Here is a 26902-nt window from a genome sequence, read left to right on the forward strand (position 1 = left end):
GATTAAAATTTCACTTTATTTCTCACGTCAGAAAAGTTGACTCTCGCAACGGAGGTAACCATAATAGTTACACGGATATATAAAAACTATTCACATATCCACAATTAGGAGGAAGAACAATGAAACATGTGATCGTTTATGCACACCCGAATACAGAAAGCTTCAACCATGCAATTTTAGAAACTGTAAAAAGTGAATTAGAAGGAAAAGGGCATGAAGTACGCGTTCGTGATCTATACGAATTAAATTTCAATCCAGTATTAGGTGCTTCCGATTTCATCTCATTTTCTCAAGGAAATACACCAGAAGATATCAAAGAAGAACAAGAGCATATCTCTTGGGCTGATAGCATTACATTCATTTACCCCGTTTGGTGGGCAGGACTTCCTGCTATTTTAAAAGGATATGTTGACCGTGTATTTAGCCACGGCTTCGCTTATGCTTACGGTGAAAGTGGCATTGAAAAGTTATTAAGCGGTAAAAAAGGATTGTTATTATCTACAATGGGTAATACGAAAGAAGCATACACAGCAGGCGGTATGTTTGACGCAATGAAGAAAACAGCGGATGTTGGTATTTTTGAATTTACAGGCATTGAAACACTTGAGCATACATTCTATACAAGTGTTCCTTCTGTGGATGACAGTGTGCGTAAACAATATCTTGAAGAAGTTAAAGACGTTGTGAATCGTGCATTTTAATAAAAAACTCCGGTTATAACAACCGGAGTTTTTTATTTCATCATCAATTTCGGAATATATCTTTGAAGTATACTTTCTAATTCATTCATATCTTCCTGTCTAATAAGTAAATTTACATTGTCATTCGTTTTTTCTCGCCCGCGATATAAAAATATATTTTCTTTTGGATTTTCCCATGTTGATGTTTTATAGCCTTTTAATTCTTCGTATGAATAAAAGTTTAATCCGTCTATTACACCTTTGTCATATATTTGTACACTTTTAATAAGATGGATAGCTATTAAAGTCATAAAACAACTTGCTACAGCATGAATACCTAACTGAACGAGAAACTGTTCAACTGTACCAATATCACCACTTATGTACTGAGCATATATATACATACATTGCCCGATGAAGTACGCTGGTCCAAGTAATGCAATCCAACGTCGCTTCACCCGAGGATATGTTGCAATAAGTTTTCCCGCGCTTTTTTTCATTTCATTTATTTTATATATCTTCCATAGAACAAAGAACAAAACACATAATGTAAAAACAAACATAATACATGACATCCAGTACACTCTTATTCCCTCCCTTTTATATCATTACATGTAAATTTTACATTTTATATGCCTATAGTACATATGCAATTATGCATAAAAAAAACAGGCAACCGCTCCGGTTACCTGCATTTCATTACATCTTCTCAATCCACTCCGTCAAGTTATGCACAACTTGCGTCGGTTGTACTTCATATTCTGTTAACTTCTCCACAGTTGTTACTCCAGTGTGGACAATAAGGGTATGCATACCAGCATTTATCCCCGCTAAAATATCTGTATCGTAGTTATCCCCAACCATTAATGCTTCTTCTTTTTCTACGCCAAGCACTTTTAACGCTTGTTCCATAATGATTGATTCTGGTTTTCCAATAAAGATTGGATCCACACCTGTTGATACTGCTACAACTGATGTTAATGAACCGTTACCCGGTAATAATCCGCGCTCGGTCGGAATTGCGATATCCCCATTTGTTGAAATAAACGTTGCACCGTTACGCACAGCAAGACATGCTTTTGCTAACTTTTCATATGTGATATCGCGATCTAAACCAACAACGACGAAATCAGGATTTTCATCCACAAGTTCAAATCCTTTTTCAACAAGAGCAGCATGTAAGCCCTCTTCACCAATCATATATACAGTTGCATCTTGTTTGCGCTCATAAATAAAGTTCGCTGTAGCCATGCTCGTTGTGAATACTTGCTCCGCTTTTGCTGGAATATCGAAACGAACAAGTTTTTCTGCAACTTGTTCTGGTTTACGAGTTGAGTTATTTGTAACGAATAAATATGGAATACCACGTTCTCCTAATGCTTTTACGAAGTCGCTTGCTTCTTCAATTTGTTCTTCTCCGCGATACATCGTACCGTCTAAGTCAATTAAATAACCTTTATACATCTATTTGTCTCTCCTTCTATGCTAACGTTCTCACCTATCATACCACTCTTATATTAACCCCTTTTTCAAAAGAAAAAAACGCTTTACCCTAAAGCGTCCCATAACGTTCATTTTTTCTCTTTTATTTGATACGAGCAATTACAATCGCCTTCACACATGTTCGTTAACGTTTTCACATTTGCACCTGTAAATAACCGCTTGTACATATCTTTTTCATCTTCACACACTTGCGGGAATTTCTCCGCTATTTCCTTTAACGGACAGTTTTGCTTTTCAAGTATGAAAGAACGTTCCCCATCTCTCTTTATTTGAACCATATAACCATTTTTCTCTTGCATAGCAGCTATTTCCTGTACTTTATACGCTAAATTACTTTGATTACTTATCTTCTTTTGCAACTGCTCTTCCATTCGTTTCGTTCTCGCTTGTAAAACGTAACGAAGCATTTTTTCATCGCCCATTCGAGCTAAATCTTCTAGCATATCAATAGCAAACTGCTTATATTCTTTCGGGAATGTATCTTCTCCCTTTTGACTTAATCCATACAAATATGTTGGTCGTCCAACATGCTGCCTTACCATCTTTGAATAAATTAGCTCATCTTTCTCAAGATTACTTAAATGCCTTCGAATTGCCATTTCCGTAATTTCTAAAGCTTCGGCTAATTCTGCTACAGTATGCTCGCCCTTTACCTTCAACAATTGTACAATCTCTTCTTTCGTCGTACGTGCTTGCCCCATAACTCGCCCTTCTCCCTTTTCTCATATACAATATAAGATCCCCAAAGGAATCCCCGGGGATCTTATAAGCACAATTATTCTGGTACAAATGCAGATACAGGCCCTAATTCCTTTTCTAAATAACTGTGAATATTCGCTGGGTATTTCTCTACCACGGCGATATGTTTTTGAATCGTCTTATATAATTCATCATGATTCATTTGAATATAATCTTGCGTAAGCATTTTTCGAAGAAGAATAATTTCTTTAATATGCGCTCCCTCTTCTCCACTTATAACTCTCTCGTCCATTAAAATATCAATAATATCTTCGTAACTTCCTGGATCGCGCATAATAAATCCATCAATCATCGCATTCCCTACATCTAATATACAATCGATAATAAGATGCGCCATGCGCTCTAATGCGTAGAATTCAAACTCGGTTTCATATGTCTTTTTCTCTTGAAATGTATTTGTTGCTCGTTCTAAACATACTAGCATTTGTTCTATTTTCTTTCTGTCTACGAAGTACATGAATGTCACCTACCTGGAAATTAAAGCATTTACATTTTAATTGTAACGCTTTCTTCTGAAAAAATCGACAATTTTTCGAATTCACCTTTTCCTCGTTATTTGTTATAGTTATATTTGTATGATTTTTGAAATTGGAGGAATGCAACCTTGGAACGTGAACTCGCACTAGAAATTGTCCGTGTAACAGAAGCAGCAGCCTTAGCATCCGCACAGTGGATGGGCCGCGGAAAGAAAAACGAAGCAGATGATGCAGCAACTACAGCTATGCGTGATATGTTCGATTCAGTAAACATGGCAGGTACAGTTGTAATCGGTGAAGGAGAACTTGATGAAGCACCGATGTTGTATATTGGTGAAGAACTAGGAACAGGTAACGGTCCAGAAGTAGATATCGCCGTTGACCCGTTAGAAGGTACAAACATCGTTGCGAAAGGCCTTGCAAATGCAATGGCAGTTATCGCAATCGCAGATAAAGGAAACCTTCTTCATGCTCCGGATATGTACATGGAAAAAATCGCGGTTGGTCCAAAAGCAGCTGGTAAAATTAGCTTAGATGATCCAATTGAAAAAACAATTGATATTGTAGCAGAAGCAAACAATAAAAAAATTCGTGACCTAACGGTTATCATCCAAGAACGTGAACGTCATCAAGATATTATTGACCGTGTTCGTGCAAAAGGTGCACGCGTAAAATTATTTGGTGATGGAGATGTTGGTGCATCAATCGCTACAGCTTTACCTGGAACAGGTATCGACTTATTCGTAGGTGTAGGCGGAGCTCCAGAAGGTGTTATTTCTGCAGCAGCATTAAAATGCCTTGAAGGTGAAATGCAAGCTCGCTTAGTTCCAATGAACGAAGAAGAAGAAGCTCGTTGTCGTGAAATGGGATTAGAAGATCCTCGTCAACTTCTTATGTTAGATGACTTAGTATCTGGTGATGACGCAATCTTCTCAGCAACAGGTGTATCTGCTGGTGAATTATTAGACGGCGTGAAATTCCTTGGCGGAGATTTAGCTGAAACATATTCTATCGTTATGCGTTACAAAACAAGAACGGTACGATTTATTAAAACGCATCACCATTTAGATCATAAACCACACTTAAACTTAGATATTTAATAAAGGAGCCATGTGTATGGAAGAACGTTTCTTTCTGTACGACGATACTGTCGCTACAAAAACTCGTTTCGTTAGCTTTCTGGGGGAAAATGAGCGTCATGATTTAGCGCTTCTATACTCCGATCGTCATTACGGTAAAACGATAGTCCTTGATATGCAGAGCAACAAATTTGCTATCATCGGTCCTGACGATTTAAACGAACCAGGCTACTTAGAGCATGCATTTTCGATGTCTGAAGAAAATGCAGAAGAATTACGCTCATTTTTATTTGAACTTATATAATTTATCTGGTGCACCAGCTAAAATAGCTGGTGTTTTTTCATTATAAGAGTTTTGAATTTTCAATCTTCCGTGTTATACTTATGAACAAATCTATTTGGATAGAAAGGACGTTATCTACGTATGCCAACATTTACTTTGTAATGGACCAGCAATTGGATAGCATTACTCTCAAAAAAGCACCGTGCTTTTTCAAGGGAGTAGTCTGCCCATTCCCATTACGAAGGAACGTAACGCATCTGTAGTATGATGTTTACGGAGGTTCCTCTTGGGGGAATCTCCTTTTATTTTTGTCTACTTCTCATGTCTTCATACTACAAGACATCCAAATAGCTGTATTACGTTTCTTTACCAATATATAAGAGGTGAAGGAAAATGCAGAAAGTACAACTTTCTTGGAGTTTATATGAAAACGAACTAGCAACAATCGAAAAGTATTGTAAAAATTGCAGGCGTACTACCCTTTTTACCGACACGAGCATTCGCAGGCATAACGCAAACGGAAAGAACATATATCGATTTGCAATTTATAAATGTCCGAAAGATCATACGTGGAATCAAAAACTTCATATTTATAAATCATTTACTGATCATGTTGAAACGGTCGATATTACTGAGCCAGAACAGGCTGAAACAAGTACTACCATTTCCATTACACAATACAAAGAAAGTGGTATAGCCGAAATAACGATCGTATTAGACATCGTTTTTGGTTCCCACAGGATTGATAAAGTGTTATCCACATATATTTCAGATTGGAGCCGTACCATCATTGTGGATAAAATTAAAAATGGAGCTATCCAACTAAATGGACAACAAATGAAACCAAACAAAACGCTTTCTGAAGGTGATTACATTTCAATTTGTTTGTAAGGAGGACTCCCATGTTAAAGGTGAGAAAAGGTACGATTGATTTATTGAATGACTTAGATGTAATGTATACAGCATGCAAAGAATCACTCTTACAGAACAAAATTTATCAATGGGATGATTCTTATCCGACGCGAGAACACATTTCCTATCATCTAGAACAAGCCGAATTGTATTGTCTATTCCAAGACCAAGTACTTGTCGGCGCCGTCGTCTTAAACGAAGCACAGTCTCCAGAATACAAACTAATTGACTGGTCAGAAACAGACGGACGCTTTCTTATCGTCCACTCTTTTGTCATCCATCCGCTCGTACAAGGAAAAGGCTATAGCAAAGTACTATTATCCTTTTGGGAAAACGAAGCAACACAAAACACCTACACTGGAATACGCCTAGATTGTTTTACAGGTAATCCCGTTTCATTAAGCCTATATGAAACAAACAATTATATTTGCCGAGGTGCTGTTTATTTCAAAAGTAAACAGCCTCCTCATAATTGGTATAACTGCTATGAAAAAATCCTCTTACAATCGTAAGAGGATTTTTTCATTTCTTCACTTTTCGTAATACAAAGTGTGCACAACCGAAGTTACAGTACTCGTATAAATACTCTGATAAAGTACTAATTTTCGTATCATATGTCGAACGTTGATTACTATCATCAAAGAAACCGCGCAATCTAAGTTGCTCGTAACCCCAGTCTCCAACGATATAATCATATTTATTTAAAATTTCTGCATAGCGCTCTTTAAATGCTTCTTCACTAAAACCGTCACGAAAGTTTTTAATTACTTCGTACTGAACATTATTAACGCTCACCGTAGTATGAATCTCTTGCTTTTGCTCCATTATGAACTTCCTCTCTAAGCATTCTTCTTTTTATCGTATCACAAAGCATAACAACCAACAATTTCAAATACAAAAAATTGAAAATTAGTGCATGCTATGGAGAAGGAGGTGATACATCGTGAAAAAGCAAATTATCCTCTCTCTTCTCACTCTTTCCTTATTTGCAGGCTGCCAATCAACTAATAAAGCCGAAATGGAGCGTGAAGAAGGAAGTCGTGTTCTTGTTTCCAACAAAAACGACATGTATCATACGGAAAACACAAATACAAGGTTAACTAGAGTCGGTTATTCTTCTAAACAGAAGCATGAAGTATCTAACAAGCAAGTAGGCGCTATTAACCGTGAGAAAGTCGCCGAAATGATTACGAGCATGACAGTCAAACTTCCTGACGTCACCAATGCCGCTACACTCGTTACCGACGACGAAGTGTTCGTTGTATACCGTGCAAACACAACGGACCCAAAACTCGTAACAGATCAAGTATATAAAACAGCTTTGTCCATCGTCCCTCGCTATTATAAAGCATATGTATCAACAAACCAAAAGTTGATTTCTCAAATTCAAGGTCTCCAATCTGGTAGCTTAAACGATAAAGAATATGAACAAAGTCTTGATATGTTAAAACGTGAAATGAGCAAAAATCCTCATTTGAATAATACGGGGGATCAAACTTTAAATAATATGATAAAAAAATAAAAAGGTGGAGAAAACATCCACCTTTTTACTATTTCTTACGATCCGCATAAACCTCCATCGCATCACACATAAACTGCGCTAATCCCCCGCCAAACTTATCAATATTTTTCGTAAAGCGCTCATCAGCAACATACATTTGACCGAGTCCCTTAAAGGCCTCTAATGAATATTCACCGAAGTTTTGCAAGTAATCGTACCATACCCCGATTGCTTCTTGCGCCTCTTTAGAATCCGGTGCTCCATTTCGAAGTGTTGCTAGCTTTCTGTAAATATTATTAAACTCCTCCTGTTTCTCTGTAGACATACCCTTCGCTGTTTTATTCGCTTTATCTACAGCCTCATCTCCCCATCGTTCACGTGCCTCTTCTTCATACGGATTATGACTAAAATCAAATCCTTCAAATTTCTCTTTATTCGTCATCTCAATCTCTCCTTTTGTATGCTGAATTGTTTTATTAATCGTCGCTATCACTTTATCCAATCTAGCCCGCTTTTCAAGAAGCATTTTCTTATGAAGCTGTAATGCCTCTTCACGGTCGAATGAAGGACTCATGATAATCTCCTTAATCTTCTTTAAAGGGAAGCCAAGCTCTTTAAAAAATAAAATTTGCTGCAACGTTTCTAAATTTTCATTGGAATACAGACGATATCCAGATTCTGTCGTCTCGTCTGGGGTTAGCAACCCAATTTCATCGTAATGATGCAGTGTGCGCACACTAATTCCAACTAAATTAGCTACTTCTTTTACCCTCATTGTCATGCATATCTCCCCCTTAATACATACGATAAAGTATGACGCAACGTTAGAGTCAATAAGTAAATTCATTTTATTGCTAAAAGTTTCATCTCGCCTATATTTCATGCATAATAGATATGTACATATATTAGAAAGCGGTGAAAGTATGGTTTCAAATACTGTAATTGCCAGTATCATAATTCAACTCGTTGTTTCGGTTCTGGTCCCAATTATTGTACTCGTTTATTTCCGTAAGAAATATAATATTAATTGGAAAATAGTTGGCATTGGTATCCTTATCTTTATCGGGTTTACCCAAATTCTCGAAACACCATTCCAATTATTCATGCGCGGAAATCCAACAATAGGTCCAATTTTAGAAAACCCATTTATTTTCGCAATATATGGTGGGTTGACTGCTGGTATTTTTGAAGAACTAGGTCGTTTCGTTGCCTTTTACTACTTACTGAAAAAATATCGAGATTATAAAGACGGTCTTGCGTACGGAATTGGACACGGCGGTATTGAATCGATTTTAGTCGGTGGATTCGCTGGGCTTCAAACTCTTACCTTTGCAACATCTATTAACAATGGTAGCTTCGCTCAAATGGTTGAACAATACCCACAGTTGAGCCATATCAAGGACTTGTTAATAGAGCAACCTGCCTATTTTTACTTACTTGGTAGCCTAGAAAGAATTATGGCATTAGTACTGCAAATTGCCTTCACAATGCTTGTCGTATACGCGGTAAAACAAAAGAAATACATTTTCCTCGTATACGCTATACTATTCCACGCACTTGTAGACTTTTTCGCAGCACTTTACCAAACAAAAATGATTAACATCTTTGTCGCAGAAGGAATTACTCTTCTCTTCGCGATTGGTGGTTTCATTCTTATTCGTAAAATGAAAGAGAAATTAGTGAGTACAGCAGAGTAAAAAATAAACCACCAAAATTGGTGGTTTATTTTTTATGTGGATTATCGTAACAGTGATAACTTCGGCCACCTCGAAGTTCCTTCTTTGTTTCTGCATCTATAACAATATATTTATGCAACTCATCTGCTTCATCTTGAGAAAAGGAACCAAAAAAATAAACTTGGCGATCAGGATGAATAAACGAATCTTGAAGCACCACTCTACTTCGACAGCCGACAGCTGTTTTTTGTCGGAAGGTAAATTCTGCATCTTGTACTTCTTTCCATAAAATTTTCTTTCGAACGCTATACGCCGCATTTTTGTATTCCTTATAAACCTTCTTATCTAACTGTTCATAAAATAGATCTTCATTCACAAACGATTTATTTTGATTGCCCGGATATTCTAAGTTTTGATTGGATTGTGCATATGCTGTGGACAATTGTATGAGAAAACAAACACTGAATACAATGCATATCATTTTTTTCATAATTGCACCTCAAATTTTGATTTATCCACATTACTTTTCCACAGACTTAGATCACTATGCCCTTTCCAAGAAAAAGGAATTTTTTCCACATTTGTCGAAGTATATATCGTCAACTTGAAAGATGGGGATGAAATATGAAGAAAATTATTGTAATCAGGCATTGTTCAGCAACTGGACAAGAGCGTAATGCCGAATTAACAAACATAGGAAGAGACCAATCAAACACCGTTGCTACATTCCTCATGGAAAATCATCTACAAATAGATCATATTATTTCAAGCCCATTTGTCCGAGCTATCGATTCTATTCGGCCATATGCCCTCCAAGCTAATTTATCTATTCAAGAAGATGAACGGTTAGCAGAACGCATATTAAGCACTGTTTCAATGGATGATTGGCTTCAAAAACTAGAATACACTTTTACCAATATAGATATTGCCTTTTCGGGCGGAGAGTCAACAAAACAAGCAACAGACCGTGCCATCTCACTTATTCAGGAAGTTTTAAAACTAGAGCATGAAACAACATTACTCGTTACACACGGCAACTTACTCACATTAATTTTAAAGCACTTTGATCCTACTATTGGCTTTGACGAATGGAAAACTTTAACGAATCCTGATATTTATGAAATTACACTTGATGAACAATCTATCATACAACGATTATGGGAAGCGCCATCCAAGTAATATCCCTTTCCAATACATTCAGTTGACACTGCGAGAAGATATGCTAGGGCTGCAGTAAAACATAGAGAGGGGTATCATTCAATATGTACGAAGACGTACTTTCTTTACTACATAAAACAAATGCTTCTTATGAAAAGTTTGAACATGAGCCAGTACTTGACTATGAGACTGATCGCATCGTTCGTGAAAGACTCGGCTTACAAGGTACGCCAAGTAAAAGCCTATTTTTAAAATCAAAAGCCGGGGCGTATTACGTATTCTTTACGTTAGAGGGAACTCGCCTCAACCGAGGAGAGATGAAAGAAATAACAGGAGAAAGCTTATCTCTCTGTTCTCCTGATGAGTTAAGAGAAGAGACTGGTTGCATGCCAGGATGTGTAGCTCCTTTCGGTTATTCACAAGATGTAACGATTATTGTGGACAGTTCGATTTATACTTACAAGAAAGTTTTAATCACACCTGGTGTACCCGAATTTACAATTGAATTATCCACAGAGGAACTAAAAAGAATTTTATCAACGTGTCAAAATACTGTTTTAGAGTATAAGAAAAAGGAGAGCTAATATTAGCTCTCCTTTTTCATTATTTCGCTTCTGCTACTTTTTCTTTCGCAGAACGTACTTGCTCATCCGCATGATAAGAAGAACGTACAAGTGGACCAGCTTCACAGTGGCTAAATCCTTTGCTAAGTGCAATTTCTTTAAGCTCTGCAAATTCTGCTGGTGGGTAATATTTAAGAACTGGTAAATGCTTCTTAGATGGTTGCAGGTATTGTCCAAGAGTTAAAATATCCACATTGTTTGCACGTAAGTCATCCATTGCTTCAATTAAATCTTCTCTTGTTTCACCTAAGCCCACCATAATGCTCGATTTAGTTGGAATATCAGGCTGCATTTCTTTTGCTCGACGTAAAAACTCTAATGAACGGTCATACTTTGCTCTAGCGCGAACTCGGTTAGATAATCGACGTACTGTTTCAATGTTATGGTTCAAAATATCTGGTTTTGCATCCATTAACATTTTTAAGTTTTCTTCTACCCCAGCCATATCAGATGGTAATACTTCGATAGATGTGAATGGGTTTTTACGACGTACAGCACGTACTGTTTCAGCAAAAACAGCTGCTCCGCCGTCCTTTAAATCATCACGTGCAACCGCTGTTATAACAACGTGCTTTAAGCCCATTTGTACTACAGAATCCGCTACGCGTTCTGGCTCTTGTAAATCAAGCTCAGTTGGCAAGCCTGTTTTAACTGCACAAAAACGACAAGCACGTGTACAAACCGCACCTAAGATCATAAATGTTGCTGTTTTCCTTACAGCCCAGCATTCATGAATATTCGGACATTTCGCTTCTTCACAAACGGTATGAAGATTCTTAGAACGCATCATTTTCTTTAAGCCTGTATAGTTTTCATTCGTGTTTAACTTAATTTTCAACCATTCGGGCTTGCGCTTATACTCTGTTTGTTTTGTCATGGTTATCAACTCCGCACAATATGAAATAGTTTACCGTGTTCGCTTCTTTCAATGTAACATATCTATTCTAACGTATGAAAGCGATTTGCTCAAATGAAGATTCTAAGATTTTTTCCAATCGTTCCCTATAATGAAATACTCCGTATATCCCACACTAAAAAGAGTGATGTTGTGAAAGGAGTCTATTTCATGCTTCGAAAAATTTCTCTTTTGCTTTCGATTTGCTTTCTTCTCCACCAAAACATCGCTTACGGTGAAGATAATCAGCAAAGCATATATGAAAAGCGCATGGCACTATATAAAGAAACTGAGCAATCTTCCGGTATTCCGTGGTATTACTTAGCCGCAATGGATCAATACGAAAGAAACATACGGAGCGTAAGAAAAGATATACCGAAAAAACCAGATGCCATCATTTCCCTTTATTTCAAACCTGAAATATGGGCTGGACCTGTTAATAGTAATGATACTCTCCCCCATACAATTTCTCTATTTGGCGGAATGGGTTTAGATGGTGACAAAGATGGATTTGCAAATGCAAATAACGACCGTGATCTTCTGCATACAGCAGCAACTATTTTAAAGAAACAAGGAACGTCGGAAGACCGTATTAACATTATGCTTTGGGAATATTATAGACGTGCAAAAACAGTTGAATTAATTACAGAATACGCCCGAATTTATAAACATTATGGACGCATTAATTTAGAAGGAAATGCTTTCCCCCTCCCGATTCGCAGTGACCATAGCTATCGTAGTACTTTTGGTGCTGGTAGAAGTTTTGGCGGCAGGAGAGTTCATGAAGGAACCGATATTTTTGCAGGCTATGGCGTACCAGTAAGGTCTACTTGCTATGGCATTATTGAAACAAAAGGCTGGAACCGTCTTGGCGGATGGCGCATCGGCATTCGTGACCTTCGTAATAATTACCATTATTACGCTCATTTAGGCGGGTTCTCTAAAGAAATACAGCTCGGACAAATTGTCGAACCAGGAAAAGTAATCGGATTTGTCGGTAGTACTGGTTATGGTCCTCCTGGCACAGCTGGAAAGTTCCCGCCTCACTTACATTTCGGCATGTATAAAGACAATGGCTATACCGAATGGGCTTTCGATCCATACATGCATTTAAGCCTTTGGGAACGAAAAGAACGAGCAAATACAAAACGATAACCGTAGCGAATTGCTACGGTTATCTTTTATCCCGCTATTTGTGGGCAGTAAGACCCCTACCTCAAAATTCAGCGAAAGCAAAGAAGTTCGGTGGGGGCCTTACTGCCCGTAAAAGCCCGATTTGTGAAGGCTAATAATCAGTGGAGGACGAAGCCCCCCACTGATTAAAGTTTCACTTTATATTCACTAACTATCCGTTTTCTTTTTATCTGGTACAACAACTCCGCCACTTCCGTAATAAGTAGGTACTTCACCTTGAACGATGCGCGTCGCAATCGGAATGTTTTGCTTCACCTTAATTTCTTTCGTGCGTAACGGAATCATAACTTGTAACGTCACTTCCACTTCCATAATAATTTTGATCGCTGTATTATTAATTCCTTGTGGCTCAACTAACTGTTTAATATCCGTATTCACATGACCAATTGGCGTAAAATTAATCGGAATATCCGGTCCTATATTACCAAGAAGCGCATTATCGGTTATGCGCCCAAAAGGAACTGACATAGATACCCCATTCTCTTCGAAAATACCAAGTGCTTTCGTATCCCCTTTTTCTACTTGTTGTAAATATTTCTCTATGTATGCAGTAGTCGATGTTAATATTTCGTTTACTTGTTTTGTATTTAAATCAATTGTAGATACTTTCCCGTTCTTATCCGTTTGTACTTTCATTAATGAATCTACATCAAACCCTTCATTAATTCGGTCTTTTACCGCTTTCGTCATAACTGCTGTTGCCATTTTATGCGTCTCTGTTTCCCCATACTTAATTAACGTTGGCTGAATACTTTTATTTACAATCCATAAACCTTGAACTACCATTACGATAAAAATAATAAACGAAATAAGCAGTATATACCGAAAGGAAATCGGTCCCCTTCGAAACCGCGAATTTTTCGAACGAAATATGCTCATAAGAAAACCCTCCTTCTTATATTATTTCTATGCAAGAAGGAGGGACGATATATGCTTATCTCATTTTTAATAGTGCATCTTTTCCGATTGTGCCTACCGGAATGCCTAAAGCTTCGGCTTCAATCGTTACTGATTCCAGCGGTGCTTCAAGAAGTTGTTCAATCGTTCTTACACCAACCGCACGGCCAGCAATAATTCCTCGATCGCCTAACTTCTCATTTAAAAGACCTACATCTAGAGCACCGCACATAATATATCCTTTATCGCTCATTACAGCTAGCAAATTTGTCTTCGGAAGTTTTACGCTAACAGCAATGAACGTATAGTTATCAATTATAATTGGCTCTACATTAACCATAGTTCACACTCCTCTCTTTCTTATCTTTATGACAAGAGAAAAATGAGTGTTACAAGTTAACTAGCCTATAGTTTGACTGAAGATGTATAAGTTATCAACATGTCTGTTAGTACATCTCTAAGTAATTCTGGCATATAATATTGTTTGTCAGAAAGTGTGGATAGCTCTGGGTATAAGTATCCGAATGTAAACATATCAATCGTTCCTACCGTATATATACGGTCTAATTCCAGCGATTCGCCGTTAATCAATACATCTTCTAGTAAAATTTTATTCCCTGGAATCGTATCTGGAATCACTTCCAGCCCATCGTAAATCATTTTCCCCATTACTTTTCCGCGAAATCCGAATCCTTTCACCTCAAGATTCTCCATATTCGGGCGGCGCGCTTTCAAAATAACTTCTCTTAACGTTTTCCCTGGTACTTTTAACAGACATGGATTAATTGGATGTGGACAAATTCGATGAATATCTCCGCGCGTCACAACACCTTCATTTAATCCCTCAAGAAGTACACCAGCGTTCACCATCCCAACATCCGCATTACACCACTCTTTAAGCGCACTTGCCAACATATGAGAAAACGTCGTCTCCTTAAACCAATCAACCGGCAATGACTCTTTTAAATGAACGACAGGCTCAGCCATTATCTGTTTACTTTCTTCCTTTAGCATTTCAATTGTGGATAACGGCTCGCTATAAGCACCTAACCGTTCTGTCTTAATCGCTCTACCGTCTTTTTTCACCAGTCTCTTCGTCTCTTTATCCACAGTCAGCTGAACATGTCCAACGTAATGTCCCCACTTTTCACAACAGCAAAGCAAAGTATTATCCACAAGAACACCGCGCTCAAATAAATGATGCGTATGTGCCCCTAAAATAACATCTATATCATAATGCTCAGCCATATACTCGTCCATACTTTTTCCAAGATGAGAAAGTACAACCGTAATATGAGCTGTATCCTTAACTTCTTCTAAAATAGATTCTAAATGGATGATTGGATCTTCGATATGCCAATCGAGCATTTCATAAAACTCTGGATAAGCTACCGTTAATCCAATAAAAGCAATCGTAATCCCATCTGTCGTTGTATGTAATTTATAAGGCCGCGCCCACGCCGGACGTACACCTTCTTTTTCAAATAAATTTGCTACGAGCACCTCAAACCCAGCATCATCATATAGACGATTCAAATGCTCTTTCGCCAATGTAATTCCTTCATTATTTCCGATCGTTACATAATCATATAACGCCTCATTTAAAAGCTTCGTATTCCCAAGTCCATTTGTCGCTTCCGAAATACTATGAAAACGATCCACATGATCGCCAATATCCACAGTTAAAACAGTCTCTCCCGCTTCCTGTCTTCGCTTTTTCTCCCCTAGTACAAACCGAGAAATTTGCGGCCAATTTTCAAAATGACTATGTATATCGTTTGTATGATAAAGGTGGATGATCGTTTCTTTATTTATATTCAGAGAAAAAACCTCCTCTCAGTTCCTTACTGCCATTTACGCTACACGTACGCAATAATCCTGTAAATACTTTTCGTCTTTTCTTGCTATTCTACATTGTACTCGCATTATAAGAAAAAGCAAAAGATTGCCCTTTTATTATGGAAAACTTTATATTTTCTAGTGTGTGAAATGATTTTAGCTGGTGGAGCGGGGATTTGTCAGTATCTTTGCCTTACTTCCATATAGGTGCTCCTCTCGTATTTGAATGTTGAGGGGTATATGAGAGATTTCTTTTGTCTCATTTTGTCGAAACGTCGATATATTGGAAAAATCGCTGATATATTTTACCGAACACCCACCTGGGTATCCCTTCCCAACCAGACCAGCTTACCCAACACAAAAAAGCGCCCTGCATGCAGGGCGCTTTCTTCATACATATATTATCCAGTTCCAGCGGCTAGAATGTTCGGTGGCTTCACTTCTTCCTATGAGGCAAAAAGCGCCTCTACGTCAGAAGCTCCATCCCCCTCACATTCTGAACGAGCCGCTTCCACTTTTAAATATTAACCAATAGAACCTTCCATCTCAAACTTGATTAGGCGGTTCATTTCAACTGCGTATTCCATTGGAAGTTCGCGAGTGAATGGCTCGATGAAGCCCATTACGATCATTTCTGTAGCTTCTTGCTCAGAAATACCGCGGCTCATTAGGTAGAATAATTGTTCTTCTGATACTTTAGATACTTTCGCTTCGTGCTCAAGTGAAACGTAATCGTTTTTGATTTCGTTATAAGGAATTGTATCAGATGTAGATTGGTTATCCATGATTAACGTGTCACACTCGATGTTAGAACGAGAGTTTTTCGCTTTTGGTCCGAATTGTACGATACCACGGTAAGTTACTTTACCACCATGCTTCGCAATCGATTTAGAAACGATTGTTGAAGATGTGTTTGGTGCTAAGTGAATCATTTTCGCACCAGCATCTTGGTGTTGGCCTTTACCAGCAATCGCGATAGATAATGTTAAACCACGAGCGCCTTCGCCTTTTAAGATAACTGCTGGGTATTTCATCGTTAATTTAGATCCGATGTTACCGTCAATCCATTCCATCGTTGCGTTTTCTTCACAAACCGCACGTTTTGTAACTAGGTTGTATACGTTGTTCGCCCAGTTTTGGATTGTTGTATAACGGCAATATGCATCTTTCTTAATGATGATTTCTACTACCGCACTATGAAGTGAGTTAGTCGTGTAAACAGGTGCTGTACAACCTTCTACGTAGTGTACGTGTGCGCCTTCGTCTACGATGATAAGCGTACGCTCGAATTGTCCCATATTTTCAGAGTTAATACGGAAATACGCTTGAAGTGGTGTATCAACTTTAATACCTTTTGGAACGTAGATGAATGATCCACCAGACCAAACTGCAGAGTTTAATGCAGAGAATTTGTTGTCTGTTGGTGGGATTACTTTTCCGAAATGCTCACGGAAAATATCTTCGTTCTCTTTTAATGCGCTATCTGTATCTTTGAAGACGACTCCTAGATCTTCTAGGTCTTCTTTCATGTTGTGGTATACAACTTCAGATTCGTACTGTGCAGATACACCAGCTAAATATTTTTGCTCAGCTTCAGGAATACCTAATTTATCAAATGTTGCTTTAATTTCCTCAGGTACTTCATCCCAAGACTTCTCAGATTTCTCAGATGGTTTTACGTAGTACGTAATTTCATCGAAATCTAAGTCGTTTAAGTCGCCGCCCCATTGTGGCATTGGCATTTCATAGAACTTATCCAGTGATTTTAAACGGAAGTCTAACATCCACTGTGGTTCTTCTTTCATACGTGAGATCTCTTCAACGATCTCTTTTGTTAAACCGCGTCCAGCACGGAAAATCGAAACGTCTTTATCCTTGAAACCATATTTATAATCGCCGATATCTGGCAGTTGCTTCGCCATGTTGGTGTGTCCCTCCTTATATAACCTCGTTTTTAGGAACCTTTAACATTACTTATCCTCGTTTAAGCCCTTTTCTAACGCTTTCCACGCTAATGTTGCACATTTAATACGTGCCGGGAACTTGCATACGCCTTGTAATGCTTCAATATCTCCTAAATCAATGCTGTCATCATACTCTTTTCCTAGCATCATGTCAGAGAAAATTTTAGAAAGCTTAAGAGCCTCTTCAATTTTCTTTCCTTTTACTGCTTGTGTCATCATTGAAGCTGAAGACATTGAAATTGAACATCCTTCGCCTTCAAACTTCGCTTCTTGTACAATACCCTCTTCTACTTTCATCGTAAGTTGAATACGATCGCCGCAAGTTGGATTGTTCAAGTTAACGGTAACACTATCTTCTAACACGCCATGGTTACGAGGATTTTTGTAATGATCCATAATAACTTGACGATATAACGTATCTAAATTATTAAATGACATTTGTGAAATACTCCTTTGTCTTGATTAGCGATTCAACAAATGTATCAATTTCTTCTTTTGTATTATATAAATAGAAGCTCGCACGTGCTGTAGAAGAAGCTTTCAGCCACTTCATAAGTGGTTGTGCACAGTGATGTCCTGCGCGAACCGCAATGCCTTCTACATCTAATACAGTTGCTACATCGTGAGGATGTACGTCATCAATATTAAATGTAACTAGACCAGCGCGATGCTTTGGACCATAAATTGTAACGCCATCTACTTCTGATAGTCTCTCTAAAGCATATTGCGCTAATTCATGTTCATGCTTTTCAATATTATGAAGACCGATTTCTTCTAGGAAATCAATTGCCGCGCCAAGTCCGATTGCATTACCGATAATCGGTGTACCTGCTTCGAACTTCCACGGAAGCTCTTTCCAAGTAGACTCTTGTAAATCTACGAAATCAATCATTTCACCACCAAATTCAATTGGCTCCATATTGTTTAGCAATTCTTTCTTACCATATAATACGCCGACACCTGTTGGTCCGCACATCTTATGAGCAGATAATGCGTAGAAATCACAGTTTAAATCTTGTACATCCACTTTCATATGAGGTGCACTTTGTGCTCCATCAACGATCATGATTGCACCGTTTTCATGTGCGATTGCTCCGATTTCTTTTACAGGGTTAATCGTTCCAAGTACGTTAGAAACGTGCATGATAGAAACGATTTTTGTATTCGGTGTAACTGTTTGACGAACATCTTCTAAAGAAATTGTACCGTCTAGTTGAAGCGGAAGGTATTTTAAAGTTGCACCAGTTTTCTTCGCAACTTGTTGCCACGGAATGATGTTACTATGGTGCTCCATGTAAGAGATGACGATTTCATCGCCTTCTTTTACATTATCAAGACCATAGCTAGCTGCTACTGTATTTAATGCAGTTGTCGTTCCGCGCGTGAAAATAATCTCTTCCATTGATTTCGCATTAATAAACTTGCGAACTTTCTCACGTGCACCTTCATACGCATCGGTAGCTTTCGTACCGAGCGTATGAACACCGCGATGCACGTTAGAATTATATTCTTTATAATAACGTTCTAACGTTTCAATGACTTGAATTGGTTTTTGAGAAGTTGCTGCACTATCGAAATAAACAAGTTGTTTGCCGTTCACTTTTTGATCAAGAATTGGAAACTGTTTGCGTATTTCATGAATATTCATTAGCGAACTTTCCTTTCAATTACCTCAACAAGCTGTGCCTTTACTCCTTCAATTGGAAGCTCATTTACTACAGGTGCTAAGAATCCATGGATGACTAAACGTTCTGCTTCGCGTTTTGGAATCCCACGGCTCATCAAGTAGTATAATTGGTATGGATCTACGCGGCCTACTGAAGCTGCGTGACCTGCCATTACATCATCTTCGTCGATTAAAAGAATTGGGTTTGCATCACCGCGAGCTTTCTCATCTAACATAAGAACGCGAGAAGATTGTTGTGCATTTGATTTAGATGCACCGTGTTCAATCTTACCAATTCCGTTAAAGATAGATGTTGCACTATCTTTTTGTACACCGTGTTTTAAAATCCAACCTTCAGAGTGTTTACCGAAGTGAACAACTTTAGTTGTAAAGTTTTGTGTTTGGTTACCACGACCAATTGTTACTGTTTTTGTATCAGCATATGATCCGTCGCCCATTAAGTTCGTAACGTTCTCTGAGATTGTATTTCCGTCATTCATAAGGCCTAGAGCCCAATCAATGCGGCCATCGCGTCCAACAATTCCGCGGCGGTTAACGTAAGTTGTTACGTCTTTTGCTAATAGATCAACCGCACCGAATTTCACTTGTGCGCCTTGTTCCACGATTACTTCTGCTACGATATTTGCAATACCTTTAGCATTTTCATTTGCAACGTAGTTTTCTACATATGTTACAGTACTGTTCGCATCAGCTACGAATAATACGTGGTTATATACGTTAGCTTCTTCGCCGTCTACTAAGAATACAGCTTGAAGTGGAGTTTCAAGAACAACGTTTTTCGGAACATATACGAATGCACCGCCGTTGATTAATGCAGCATGAAGTGCAGTTAGACGATGCTCGTCTACTTTCACGCCGTCTTTCATTAAGTACTTTTGTACTAATTCAGCATGCTCTGTTGCAGCTGTTACGATGTCTGTAAAAATAACACCTTTTTCTTTTGCTTCGTCTGCTAAAGAAACGAAAGCAGTTGTACCAGTACGTTGTACTAATACGCTGTTATTTTCATCGATTAAGTTTTTCACTGCTTCTGGAAGCTCTGTTAAAGAACTTACAGGCTCTTGCTTAGCAGCGTCGCCTTTTCCGATAAAGTCCCATTTTTCAATTTTCGTTTTATCAGGCGTTGGCATTGGAAGTTCAGTTGCTTGTGCAAGAGCTTGTAAGCGGAACTCAGTCAACCAAGCAGCTTCGTTTACTTCGCTTGCGCGCTGACGGATTGTTTCTTGATCGAAAGGTAATGTACCGATTGTCATGTTTATGCTCCTCTCTTACGCTTCTTGCTCTGCTGTTTCGTCTTCAATACCTAATTCTTTTTTAATCCAGTCGTAACCTTCAGCTTCTAGACGTTGTGCAAGCTCAGGGCCACCAGATTTAACGATACGACCGTTCATCATAACGTGAACGAAGTCTGGAGTGATGTAGTTTAATAAACGTTGGTAATGCGTAATCATTAGGCAGCCGAACTCTTCGCCGCGCATTTGGTTAATACCTTTAGATACAACTTTTAATGCATCGATATCAAGACCTGAGTCGATTTCATCTAAGATTGCGATTTTTGGCTCAATCATCATTAATTGAAGAATTTCGTTACGTTTTTTCTCTCCACCAGAGAAACCTTCGTTTAAGTAACGTTGTGCCATTTCTGGATCCATTTCTAGGAATTCCATGTTTTTATCTAAAGTACGGATAAATTTCATAAGAGAAATTTCATCGCCTTCTTCACGACGTGCATTAATTGCAGAACGTAAGAAGTCCGCGTTTGTTACTCCGCTAATTTCACTTGGATATTGCATTGCTAAGAATAGACCTGCTTGTGCGCGCTCGTCTACTTCCATTTCTAATACATCTTCACCGTCGATGATGATGCTACCTTCTGTTACTTCATACTTTGGGTGACCCATAATCGCAGAAGATAAAGTTGATTTACCTGTTCCGTTAGGTCCCATAATTGCGTGGATTTCTCCACCTTTTACTTCAAGGTTTACACCTTTTAAAATTTCTTTACCGTCGATTGATACGTGTAAGTCTTTAACCGTTAATGTAGAACCAGCCATCTCAATACCTCCATTAATCCTCTATATACATTTTAAAAATTACTAAAACGTTCATATTCTCATTTTATTCTCATTCTAATCTTATAGCAAATAAAATGATATCGCAAACACTAAGAAAATGTAACAATTTTTTCACAAATGTATATAAGTATTTCCTTTACATCCTCTTATGATACACCTTTCTTCTTATATATATAAAGAAAAAAGGACTGGGTTATTCCCAGCCCTTTCCAGCACCTATTCGTTCACAGGAAGTACAGCACCTTTATATTCTTTGTTAATAAAATCTTGAATTTCTTTTGAATGTAGCACTTCTACTAGCTCTTTAATTTCTTTTTTCTTCTCGTCACCTTTACGAACTGCGATAATATTTGCATAAGGAGAGTCTGATCCTTCAATTGCAATTGCATCCTTTGTTGGATTTAATTTTGCATCAATTGCGTAGTTTGAATTAATAAATAAAGCATCACCTTCATTGTTTTCGTACAGCTTCGGTGAAAGTCCAGGTTCTACATCTGTTTTAAACTTTAAATTTTTCGGGTTTTCTACAACATCTTTTACTGTCGCTTTAACAACATCTACACCGTCTTTTAATTTAATAACGCCGCCTTTTTGTAACAACGCTAACATACGACCACGCTCAGCTACGTTATTACTCATAATAACCGTTCCTCCATCTGGAAGCTCTTTTAAGCTTTTATATTTCTTAGAATAAATGCCCATTGGCTCTAAATGAATTTTTCCTGCGTTTACAATTTTATATCCTTTTTCTTGAATTTCTTTATCTAAATACGGAATGTGTTGGAAGTAGTTCGCATCAATTTCTTTATCCGCTAACGCTTTATTCGGTAACACATAGTCCTGGAATTTTTTAATCTCTAATTTAATACCTTTTTTCTCTAATATCGGTTGTGCTTTCTCTAAAATAACAGCGTGCGGCACGTTAGAAGCTCCGACAACAAGCTTATTCTCCTCTTTCCCCCCGCAGGCGGCTAATGTAAATACAGACAGTGCTGTAACAACTGACAGTATAATCTTTTTCATATGATATCCCCTTCTCCCCTATAGTTATGTAGTTAAAAAAAAGAGCCGGCATACACCAGCCCTTCTTCAAACGATTATTCTTTTACAGGAACAACTGCCCCTTTATATTCTTTATTAATAAAATCTTCAATTTCTTTAGAATGCAGCACTTCTACAAGAGCTTTAATCTCTTTTTTATCTTTATCGCCTTTACGAACTGCTACGATGTTAGCATATGGAGAATCACTACCTTCAATTGCAATTGCATCCTTTTCTGGGTTTAATTTCGCATCAATTGCATAGTTAGAATTAATTAGAACTGCATCGCCTTCTTTATTGTTATACACTTGTGGTAATAAACCAGGCTCAATATCCGTTTTGAACTTTAAATTTTTCGGATTATCTGCAATATCTTTCGGAGTCGCTTTAACCGGATCTACTCCATCTTTAATTTTTAAAACGCCTTCTTTTTGTAAAATTGCTAAACCACGTCCATGATCAGCAACAGAATTACTCATAATAATTGTCGCCCCGTCTGGAAGTTCTTTTAAGCTTTTATATTTTTGAGAGTACACGCCAATTGGTTCTAAATGAATTTTCCCCGCTATTTCAAAATCATATTTTTTATCTTTAATTTCTTTTTCTAAATACGGAATGTGCTGGAAGTAGTTTGCATCTAAATCCTTATCCGCCAATGATTTATTCGGCAACACGTAATCTTGGAATTTTTTAATTTCTAACTCAATTCCTTTTTTCTCAAGTAATGGCTTTGCCTTTTCTAAAATAACCGCATGAGGTACGTTAGAAGCACCAACAACTAGTTTCTTTTCATCTTTATCTTTCCCACCACAAGCAGCTAGACCAAAAATTGAAGTTGTAATAAGTGCTGTAAGTAATAATTTTTTCATTTGAAATATCCTCCTGTTTTTCATTATCTTTTATCTATTCGAGTCGTTAAACTATCACCAATCCACTGAATGAGAAATACAACTAGTAATACACAAATTGTCGCAACGATTGTTACATCGTTATTTCCTCGCTGGAACCCTTCTAAATAAGCAAGTGTTCCAAGGCCACCAGCACCAACAACACCTGCCATTGCCGTATAGCCTACTAAAGCAATTGTCGTTACCGTAATACCAGATACTAATGCCGGTAACGCTTCTGGAATTAATACTTTCAAAATGATTGTGCTTGTTTTTGCTCCCATTGCTTTTGAAGCTTCAATTACACCTTTATCAATTTCACGAAGTGCGATTTCAACCATTCTCGCGTAAAATGGTGCCGCTCCAATAATTAAAGCTGGCAGCGCTGCACTCGCTCCGAGAATTGTTCCAAGAAGAATCTTTGTGAATGGGATTAATAAAATAATTAAAATGATGAACGGTATAGAACGGAAAATGTTTACGAACGCTCCAATCACCGTATTAATCGCTTTATTTTCCCATAAATTATCTTTCGCTGTCATAAAGAGTAATAGTCCTAAAATAAGTCCTAAAACAAATGTGGCAAGCGCTGCGATTGCCGTCATATATAACGTTTCACCAGTTGCTTCTAACATTTGATTCCAATCAACATTTGCGATTAACTTATCCATGTGCAATCACCTCCAGCTCTACTTGATCTTGATGAATTCCTTCTATTGCTTGCTGGATCGCTGTTTCTTCACCATTTAAATGAACGACTAGACTTCCGTAAGAGCCGTTATTCGTTTGTGCGATATTTCCTTGCAAAATGCTAACTTCTATATCACCGCGCTGCATTAACCTTTGAAGTACCGGCCTTTCTACCGCTTCACCGACAAACTGCAAACGAATTACTTTTCCATCTGGATATTTTTCAATTAAGCTTTCAATCGTTTCATTTGTATCTTCAGAATCAGTTAACTGCTGTACAAATCGTTTCGTAATATCTTGCTGTGGATTACGGAACACATCAAGTACAGGGCCACTTTCTACAATCTTTCCTCTCTCCATTACCGCAACACGATTACAAATTTTGCGAATAACGTGCATCTCATGCGTAATCAATACAATTGTTAAGCCGAGACGCTTATTAATATCTAATAATAAATCTAAAATTTGATCTGTCGTTTCCGGATCAAGAGCTGACGTTGCTTCATCACATAAAAGTACTTGTGGATTATTAGCTAACGCTCTTGCAATCCCGACGCGCTGCTTTTGTCCACCACTTAGCTGAGATGGGTACGCATCGCCTCTTCCTTCTAATCCAACAAGATGAATTAACTCATCAACACGTTTTCTTCTCTCTGCCTTATCGACACCTGCAATTTCAAGTGGGAATGCGATATTTTCACGCACAGTTCGTGACCAAAGTAAGTTGAAATGCTGAAAAATCATTCCGATTTCTTGTCTTGCCTTACGCAGTTCATTTCCAGTAATCGCTGAAATCACACGATTCGCAATTGTAATTTGGCCAGAAGTTGGTTTCTCTAACTGATTAAATAATCTGATTAACGAACTTTTCCCAGCACCACTATATCCGATAACACCAAATATTTCGCCTTTCTCTATTTGTAAGTTGGCGTTATCTACAGCAGTGACATCACCGCTTTTTGCCTTATATATTTTCTTTACATTCTCTAATAGAATCATGGTGTATCACCCCTTTTTTGTTTAAAAAGCGTAAGCGGCTCGTTTAGAATGTAAAGTGGATGGAGCTTCTGACGTAGAGGCGCTTTTTGCCTCATAGGAAGAAGCGAAGCCATCGAACATTCTAGCCGCTGGAGCTAGATTTCATAAAAACTTTGGATAGACTCCGCATTTTTTTATTTTTGATGCGTGTAGTCCATCGTTATAGCTCCTCTTATTATTTGAATGTCCTCCGCATTCAAACGACAAAAAACCTTTCCGCTTCTAGAGAAGCAGAAAGGTTTATATGCGTATATAACAACATTATCCCTCTCTCTCATCTCTCAAAGCATTTGCTTTGCAGGAATTGGCACCATTTCAACATAAGTTGACGGTTGCCGGGCTTCACAGGGCACAGTCCCTCCACCTCTCTTAATAAGAGAAATCAGATTAAATTTTCGTCTGATTTAAAATTTATGAAATTGTCTATATTTTATGAATTGAATTGTATCAATATCCACACGCCGTGTCAACAGAAATTTTCGCAAAAAAAGAAACTTCAGAATTTTAAGCCCCGACTGACATCGGTTTACATATATGAAACATCGATTCAACTAATAACATCGTTCGATACGTTCCAGAATATTGTACCCGTCCATCACTCATTAACGTTTGCAACCTCATATTTCCAGTCACTAATTTTTGTACATCCTCTTCCTCTAAACAAACGATTTGTTCCGTTCCTCTCGCCTCTTTCAAAAGTTCTATATAATCTCTTGAAATTTGCAACGAACAGCATTCATCTCCAAAACGAAAATTAACAGTTCTTTCTCCTTGCCTTAAAAGCGGTTCTAAATGATATTGACCATTAGCGTAATTTACAAATGATTGAAGCAAAGAATATAATTTCATCCTAAATCACATCCCTCATATCACTTTCTATTACATACCATTCCCCCTTATTAAAGAGCAATCCTGTTACTTTCGCTCGACAAATACTGTATCTATCACGCATGTCGACATATTTCCCAAGAAATATGTCGAGGCGGCAAAAACTTTGCCGCCTACTTTAATTCCGTATATAAATATTCAACCGAATGAAATGCATATATTTTCTTCATCAGTGTCCCATTTTCAAAAACAAGTAAACACGGTACACTTTCTATCCCATACTCTTTCGCTAAATGCGGGGCATAATTTAAATCTAACATCCCAATTTTCAAATCTTCAATCGTCAGCTCGACGACCGTTAACATCTTCTTTGCTAACTGGCATGTTCCACACATTGGTGTATACACATATAACACTGTTTTTTCTTCATTTCCTATTAGGTCTGTAGCTTCGGCACCTGTCCAATCAATCACTTCTATCATTCCTTACCGTAAATATTCTGTATAAACGTCAATGTCAGCTCCCCATAATACATTTGCTAAATGTGAAGAAGGTGCAGTCGCCACCTCGCGATACGAGCGATCAATATAAATATGCTCTGCTTGCGGAAATTCTTTTCGGAATTGTTTCCTTAACTTTTCTCCTGCATCATCAGCATCCACTAGCACATATACGTCCTTATCAAAAAGTTGATCAATGAGCTCATCCATTTTCGACAAACCAATTGTACCATTTGTACAAACAATTTCCACTGGTTCACGAATAATAGATTCAATCTTTCTTCTATCCGATTTACCTTCTACAATAATGACTTTTTCCACATAAATCATATGTCATCACCCGATCACCATATACTATACAACCTTTAACTTAGTATATAGTATATTCGTTATTTTCATGTTGTTTCCTGTTTATTTTTGCAAAAGAAAAGCGCAAGCGGCTCGCTCAGAACAGGAGAGCATTGGAACTCCTGAACTAGAAGCGCCTTTTGCCTCAAGTGAAGGCGTGAAATGATCGACTGTTCTAGCCGCTGGAGCTAGACAACGAAAAGCGCAAGCGGCTCGCTCAGAACAGGAGAGCATTGGAACTCCTGAACTAGAGGCGCCTTTTGCCTCAAGTGAAGGCGTGAAATGACCGACTGTTCTAGCCGCTGGAGCTAGACAATGAAAAGCGCAAGCGGCTCGTTCAGAACGGGAGGGCATTGGAACTCCTGAACT

Annotated in this window: 34 protein-coding genes and 1 riboswitch; of the genes, 10 read left to right on the top strand and 24 right to left on the bottom strand. The window is 38.0% G+C overall.

Going from position 1 to position 26902, the window contains the following annotated elements:
* Positions 1–119 precede the first annotated feature (119 nt).
* Entirely contained in the window at positions 120–701 is a 582-nt protein-coding gene (locus JTF23_RS21600; protein ID WP_016106522.1) for an NAD(P)H-dependent oxidoreductase, read from the top strand.
* Positions 702–733: 32 nt separating this feature from the next.
* Here the strand turns inward: JTF23_RS21600 and JTF23_RS21605 are convergent, their stop codons facing one another.
* The 4 genes from JTF23_RS21605 to JTF23_RS21620 all read right to left on the bottom strand — a co-directional run bounded on the left by JTF23_RS21605 (position 734) and on the right by JTF23_RS21620 (position 3399).
* Positions 734–1264 carry an iron ABC transporter substrate-binding protein gene (locus JTF23_RS21605; RefSeq protein ID WP_199715670.1) on the bottom strand — a complete coding sequence of 177 codons (531 nt, stop codon included), beginning with the start codon at positions 1262–1264 and terminating at the stop codon, positions 734–736.
* Between the two features lie 115 nt (positions 1265–1379).
* Positions 1380–2144 (bottom strand): TIGR01457 family HAD-type hydrolase, encoded by a 765-nt coding sequence (locus JTF23_RS21610; RefSeq protein WP_204209656.1) that lies wholly within the window; start codon positions 2142–2144, stop codon positions 1380–1382.
* Positions 2145–2251: 107 nt separating this feature from the next.
* Complete coding sequence (locus JTF23_RS21615) at positions 2252–2884, bottom strand: helix-turn-helix transcriptional regulator (RefSeq protein WP_199715673.1); 633 nt, start codon at positions 2882–2884, stop codon at positions 2252–2254.
* Positions 2885–2958: 74 nt separating this feature from the next.
* Positions 2959–3399, bottom strand: a complete 441-nt coding sequence (locus JTF23_RS21620) for a DUF86 domain-containing protein (RefSeq protein WP_002015910.1) — start codon at positions 3397–3399, stop codon at positions 2959–2961.
* A gap of 147 nt (positions 3400–3546) precedes the next feature.
* On the opposite strand from JTF23_RS21620, the gene glpX reads away from it, so the two are divergent.
* The 4 genes from glpX (at position 3547) to JTF23_RS21640 (ending at position 6204) form a co-directional block, all read left to right on the top strand.
* Positions 3547–4518 carry a class II fructose-bisphosphatase gene (gene glpX / locus JTF23_RS21625; protein WP_002015911.1) on the top strand — a complete coding sequence of 324 codons (972 nt, stop codon included), beginning with the start codon at positions 3547–3549 and terminating at the stop codon, positions 4516–4518.
* Positions 4519–4534: 16 nt separating this feature from the next.
* Complete coding sequence (locus JTF23_RS21630; protein ID WP_002112635.1) at positions 4535–4801, top strand: DUF3055 domain-containing protein; 267 nt, start codon at positions 4535–4537, stop codon at positions 4799–4801.
* Positions 4802–5173: 372 nt separating this feature from the next.
* Positions 5174–5671, top strand: a complete 498-nt coding sequence (locus JTF23_RS21635) for a cytoplasmic protein (protein ID WP_199715675.1) — start codon at positions 5174–5176, stop codon at positions 5669–5671.
* An 11-nt stretch (positions 5672–5682) separates the two neighbouring features.
* On the top strand, positions 5683–6204 hold the full coding sequence (locus JTF23_RS21640) for a GNAT family N-acetyltransferase (protein WP_199715677.1): 522 nt from the start codon (positions 5683–5685) through the stop codon (positions 6202–6204).
* A gap of 10 nt (positions 6205–6214) precedes the next feature.
* Here the strand turns inward: JTF23_RS21640 and JTF23_RS21645 are convergent, their stop codons facing one another.
* The gene (locus JTF23_RS21645; RefSeq protein WP_000435944.1) at positions 6215–6517 is read right to left on the bottom strand and encodes a YutD family protein; all 303 of its coding nucleotides are present in this window, start codon (positions 6515–6517) and stop codon (positions 6215–6217) included.
* Between the two features lie 118 nt (positions 6518–6635).
* On the opposite strand from JTF23_RS21645, the gene JTF23_RS21650 reads away from it, so the two are divergent.
* Positions 6636–7214 (top strand): YhcN/YlaJ family sporulation lipoprotein, encoded by a 579-nt coding sequence (locus JTF23_RS21650; protein ID WP_002112644.1) that lies wholly within the window; start codon positions 6636–6638, stop codon positions 7212–7214.
* Between the two features lie 28 nt (positions 7215–7242).
* Here the strand turns inward: JTF23_RS21650 and JTF23_RS21655 are convergent, their stop codons facing one another.
* Positions 7243–7974 carry a MerR family transcriptional regulator gene (locus JTF23_RS21655; protein WP_204209658.1) on the bottom strand — a complete coding sequence of 244 codons (732 nt, stop codon included), beginning with the start codon at positions 7972–7974 and terminating at the stop codon, positions 7243–7245.
* A gap of 100 nt (positions 7975–8074) precedes the next feature.
* Between JTF23_RS21655 and JTF23_RS21660 the strand changes: the two genes are divergently transcribed.
* On the top strand, positions 8075–8890 hold the full coding sequence (locus tag JTF23_RS21660) for a YhfC family intramembrane metalloprotease (protein WP_204209670.1): 816 nt from the start codon (positions 8075–8077) through the stop codon (positions 8888–8890).
* A gap of 25 nt (positions 8891–8915) precedes the next feature.
* Here the strand turns inward: JTF23_RS21660 and JTF23_RS21665 are convergent, their stop codons facing one another.
* Positions 8916–9359: a hypothetical protein gene (locus JTF23_RS21665; protein WP_204209659.1), complete on the bottom strand. Its 444-nt coding sequence runs from the start codon at positions 9357–9359 to the stop codon at positions 8916–8918.
* 134 nt (positions 9360–9493) lie between these two features.
* Between JTF23_RS21665 and JTF23_RS21670 the strand changes: the two genes are divergently transcribed.
* Positions 9494–10048 (top strand): histidine phosphatase family protein, encoded by a 555-nt coding sequence (locus tag JTF23_RS21670; protein ID WP_204209661.1) that lies wholly within the window; start codon positions 9494–9496, stop codon positions 10046–10048.
* An 83-nt stretch (positions 10049–10131) separates the two neighbouring features.
* On the top strand, positions 10132–10611 hold the full coding sequence (locus tag JTF23_RS21675; protein WP_002145059.1) for a YbaK/EbsC family protein: 480 nt from the start codon (positions 10132–10134) through the stop codon (positions 10609–10611).
* 19 nt (positions 10612–10630) lie between these two features.
* Here JTF23_RS21675 and lipA read toward each other — a convergent pair whose 3' ends face one another.
* Positions 10631–11527: a lipoyl synthase gene (gene lipA, locus JTF23_RS21680; RefSeq protein WP_002112653.1), complete on the bottom strand. Its 897-nt coding sequence runs from the start codon at positions 11525–11527 to the stop codon at positions 10631–10633.
* Positions 11528–11716: 189 nt separating this feature from the next.
* Here lipA and JTF23_RS21685 point away from each other — a divergent pair, with 189 nt between their 5' ends.
* Positions 11717–12700: a M23 family metallopeptidase gene (locus tag JTF23_RS21685; RefSeq protein WP_204209663.1), complete on the top strand. Its 984-nt coding sequence runs from the start codon at positions 11717–11719 to the stop codon at positions 12698–12700.
* Positions 12701–12886: 186 nt separating this feature from the next.
* Here JTF23_RS21685 and yunB read toward each other — a convergent pair whose 3' ends face one another.
* From yunB to JTF23_RS21765, 16 genes are all read right to left on the bottom strand, one after another.
* Positions 12887–13618 carry a sporulation protein YunB gene (gene yunB, locus JTF23_RS21690; protein ID WP_002112657.1) on the bottom strand — a complete coding sequence of 244 codons (732 nt, stop codon included), beginning with the start codon at positions 13616–13618 and terminating at the stop codon, positions 12887–12889.
* A 55-nt stretch (positions 13619–13673) separates the two neighbouring features.
* A complete protein-coding gene (locus JTF23_RS21695) occupies positions 13674–13976 on the bottom strand; it encodes a YunC family protein (protein ID WP_002112658.1) in 303 nt (100 codons plus the stop codon).
* A gap of 65 nt (positions 13977–14041) precedes the next feature.
* Positions 14042–15457, bottom strand: coding sequence for a bifunctional metallophosphatase/5'-nucleotidase (locus JTF23_RS21700; protein WP_213020125.1), 1416 nt, complete (start codon positions 15455–15457; stop codon positions 14042–14044).
* A gap of 542 nt (positions 15458–15999) precedes the next feature.
* A complete protein-coding gene (sufB, locus tag JTF23_RS21705) occupies positions 16000–17397 on the bottom strand; it encodes a Fe-S cluster assembly protein SufB (RefSeq protein WP_002015928.1) in 1398 nt (465 codons plus the stop codon).
* Between the two features lie 48 nt (positions 17398–17445).
* Positions 17446–17877, bottom strand: a complete 432-nt coding sequence (gene sufU / locus JTF23_RS21710; protein ID WP_002089369.1) for a Fe-S cluster assembly sulfur transfer protein SufU — start codon at positions 17875–17877, stop codon at positions 17446–17448.
* Positions 17867–19087 carry a cysteine desulfurase SufS gene (gene sufS / locus JTF23_RS21715; RefSeq protein WP_204209664.1) on the bottom strand — a complete coding sequence of 407 codons (1221 nt, stop codon included), beginning with the start codon at positions 19085–19087 and terminating at the stop codon, positions 17867–17869. Before sufS ends, sufU begins: the two co-directional genes overlap by 11 nt.
* Positions 19087–20379: a Fe-S cluster assembly protein SufD gene (gene sufD, locus JTF23_RS21720; protein WP_002129751.1), complete on the bottom strand. Its 1293-nt coding sequence runs from the start codon at positions 20377–20379 to the stop codon at positions 19087–19089. Before sufD ends, sufS begins: the two co-directional genes overlap by 1 nt.
* Positions 20380–20394: 15 nt before the next feature.
* Entirely contained in the window at positions 20395–21180 is a 786-nt protein-coding gene (gene sufC / locus JTF23_RS21725; RefSeq protein WP_000929162.1) for a Fe-S cluster assembly ATPase SufC, read from the bottom strand.
* A 237-nt stretch (positions 21181–21417) separates the two neighbouring features.
* Entirely contained in the window at positions 21418–22224 is an 807-nt protein-coding gene (gene metQ / locus JTF23_RS21730; RefSeq protein ID WP_002159995.1) for a methionine ABC transporter substrate-binding lipoprotein MetQ, read from the bottom strand.
* 74 nt (positions 22225–22298) lie between these two features.
* A complete protein-coding gene (gene metQ, locus JTF23_RS21735) occupies positions 22299–23111 on the bottom strand; it encodes a methionine ABC transporter substrate-binding lipoprotein MetQ (RefSeq protein WP_002159994.1) in 813 nt (270 codons plus the stop codon).
* A gap of 23 nt (positions 23112–23134) precedes the next feature.
* Positions 23135–23800, bottom strand: coding sequence for a methionine ABC transporter permease (locus tag JTF23_RS21740; RefSeq protein ID WP_002159993.1), 666 nt, complete (start codon positions 23798–23800; stop codon positions 23135–23137).
* Positions 23793–24818 carry a methionine ABC transporter ATP-binding protein gene (locus tag JTF23_RS21745; RefSeq protein ID WP_016106540.1) on the bottom strand — a complete coding sequence of 342 codons (1026 nt, stop codon included), beginning with the start codon at positions 24816–24818 and terminating at the stop codon, positions 23793–23795. The genes JTF23_RS21740 and JTF23_RS21745 overlap by 8 nt, the downstream gene beginning before the upstream one ends.
* 310 nt (positions 24819–25128) lie before the next feature.
* Positions 25129–25236: riboswitch (SAM riboswitch) on the bottom strand.
* A gap of 125 nt (positions 25237–25361) precedes the next feature.
* A complete protein-coding gene (locus JTF23_RS21750) occupies positions 25362–25706 on the bottom strand; it encodes a hypothetical protein (RefSeq protein WP_002068015.1) in 345 nt (114 codons plus the stop codon).
* Positions 25707–25858: 152 nt separating this feature from the next.
* A complete protein-coding gene (locus JTF23_RS21755) occupies positions 25859–26167 on the bottom strand; it encodes a thioredoxin family protein (RefSeq protein WP_204209666.1) in 309 nt (102 codons plus the stop codon).
* Positions 26168–26170: 3 nt separating this feature from the next.
* Positions 26171–26515, bottom strand: coding sequence for a toprim domain-containing protein (locus JTF23_RS21760; protein ID WP_002159991.1), 345 nt, complete (start codon positions 26513–26515; stop codon positions 26171–26173).
* A gap of 81 nt (positions 26516–26596) precedes the next feature.
* Positions 26597–26902: hypothetical protein (locus JTF23_RS21765; RefSeq protein WP_204209680.1), on the bottom strand; the 306-nt coding region annotated here is incomplete at its 5' end.

The sequence above is a fragment of the Bacillus sp. RIT 809 genome (assembly GCF_016892495.1).
Lineage (GTDB): Bacteria > Bacillota > Bacilli > Bacillales > Bacillaceae_G > Bacillus_A > Bacillus_A cereus_U.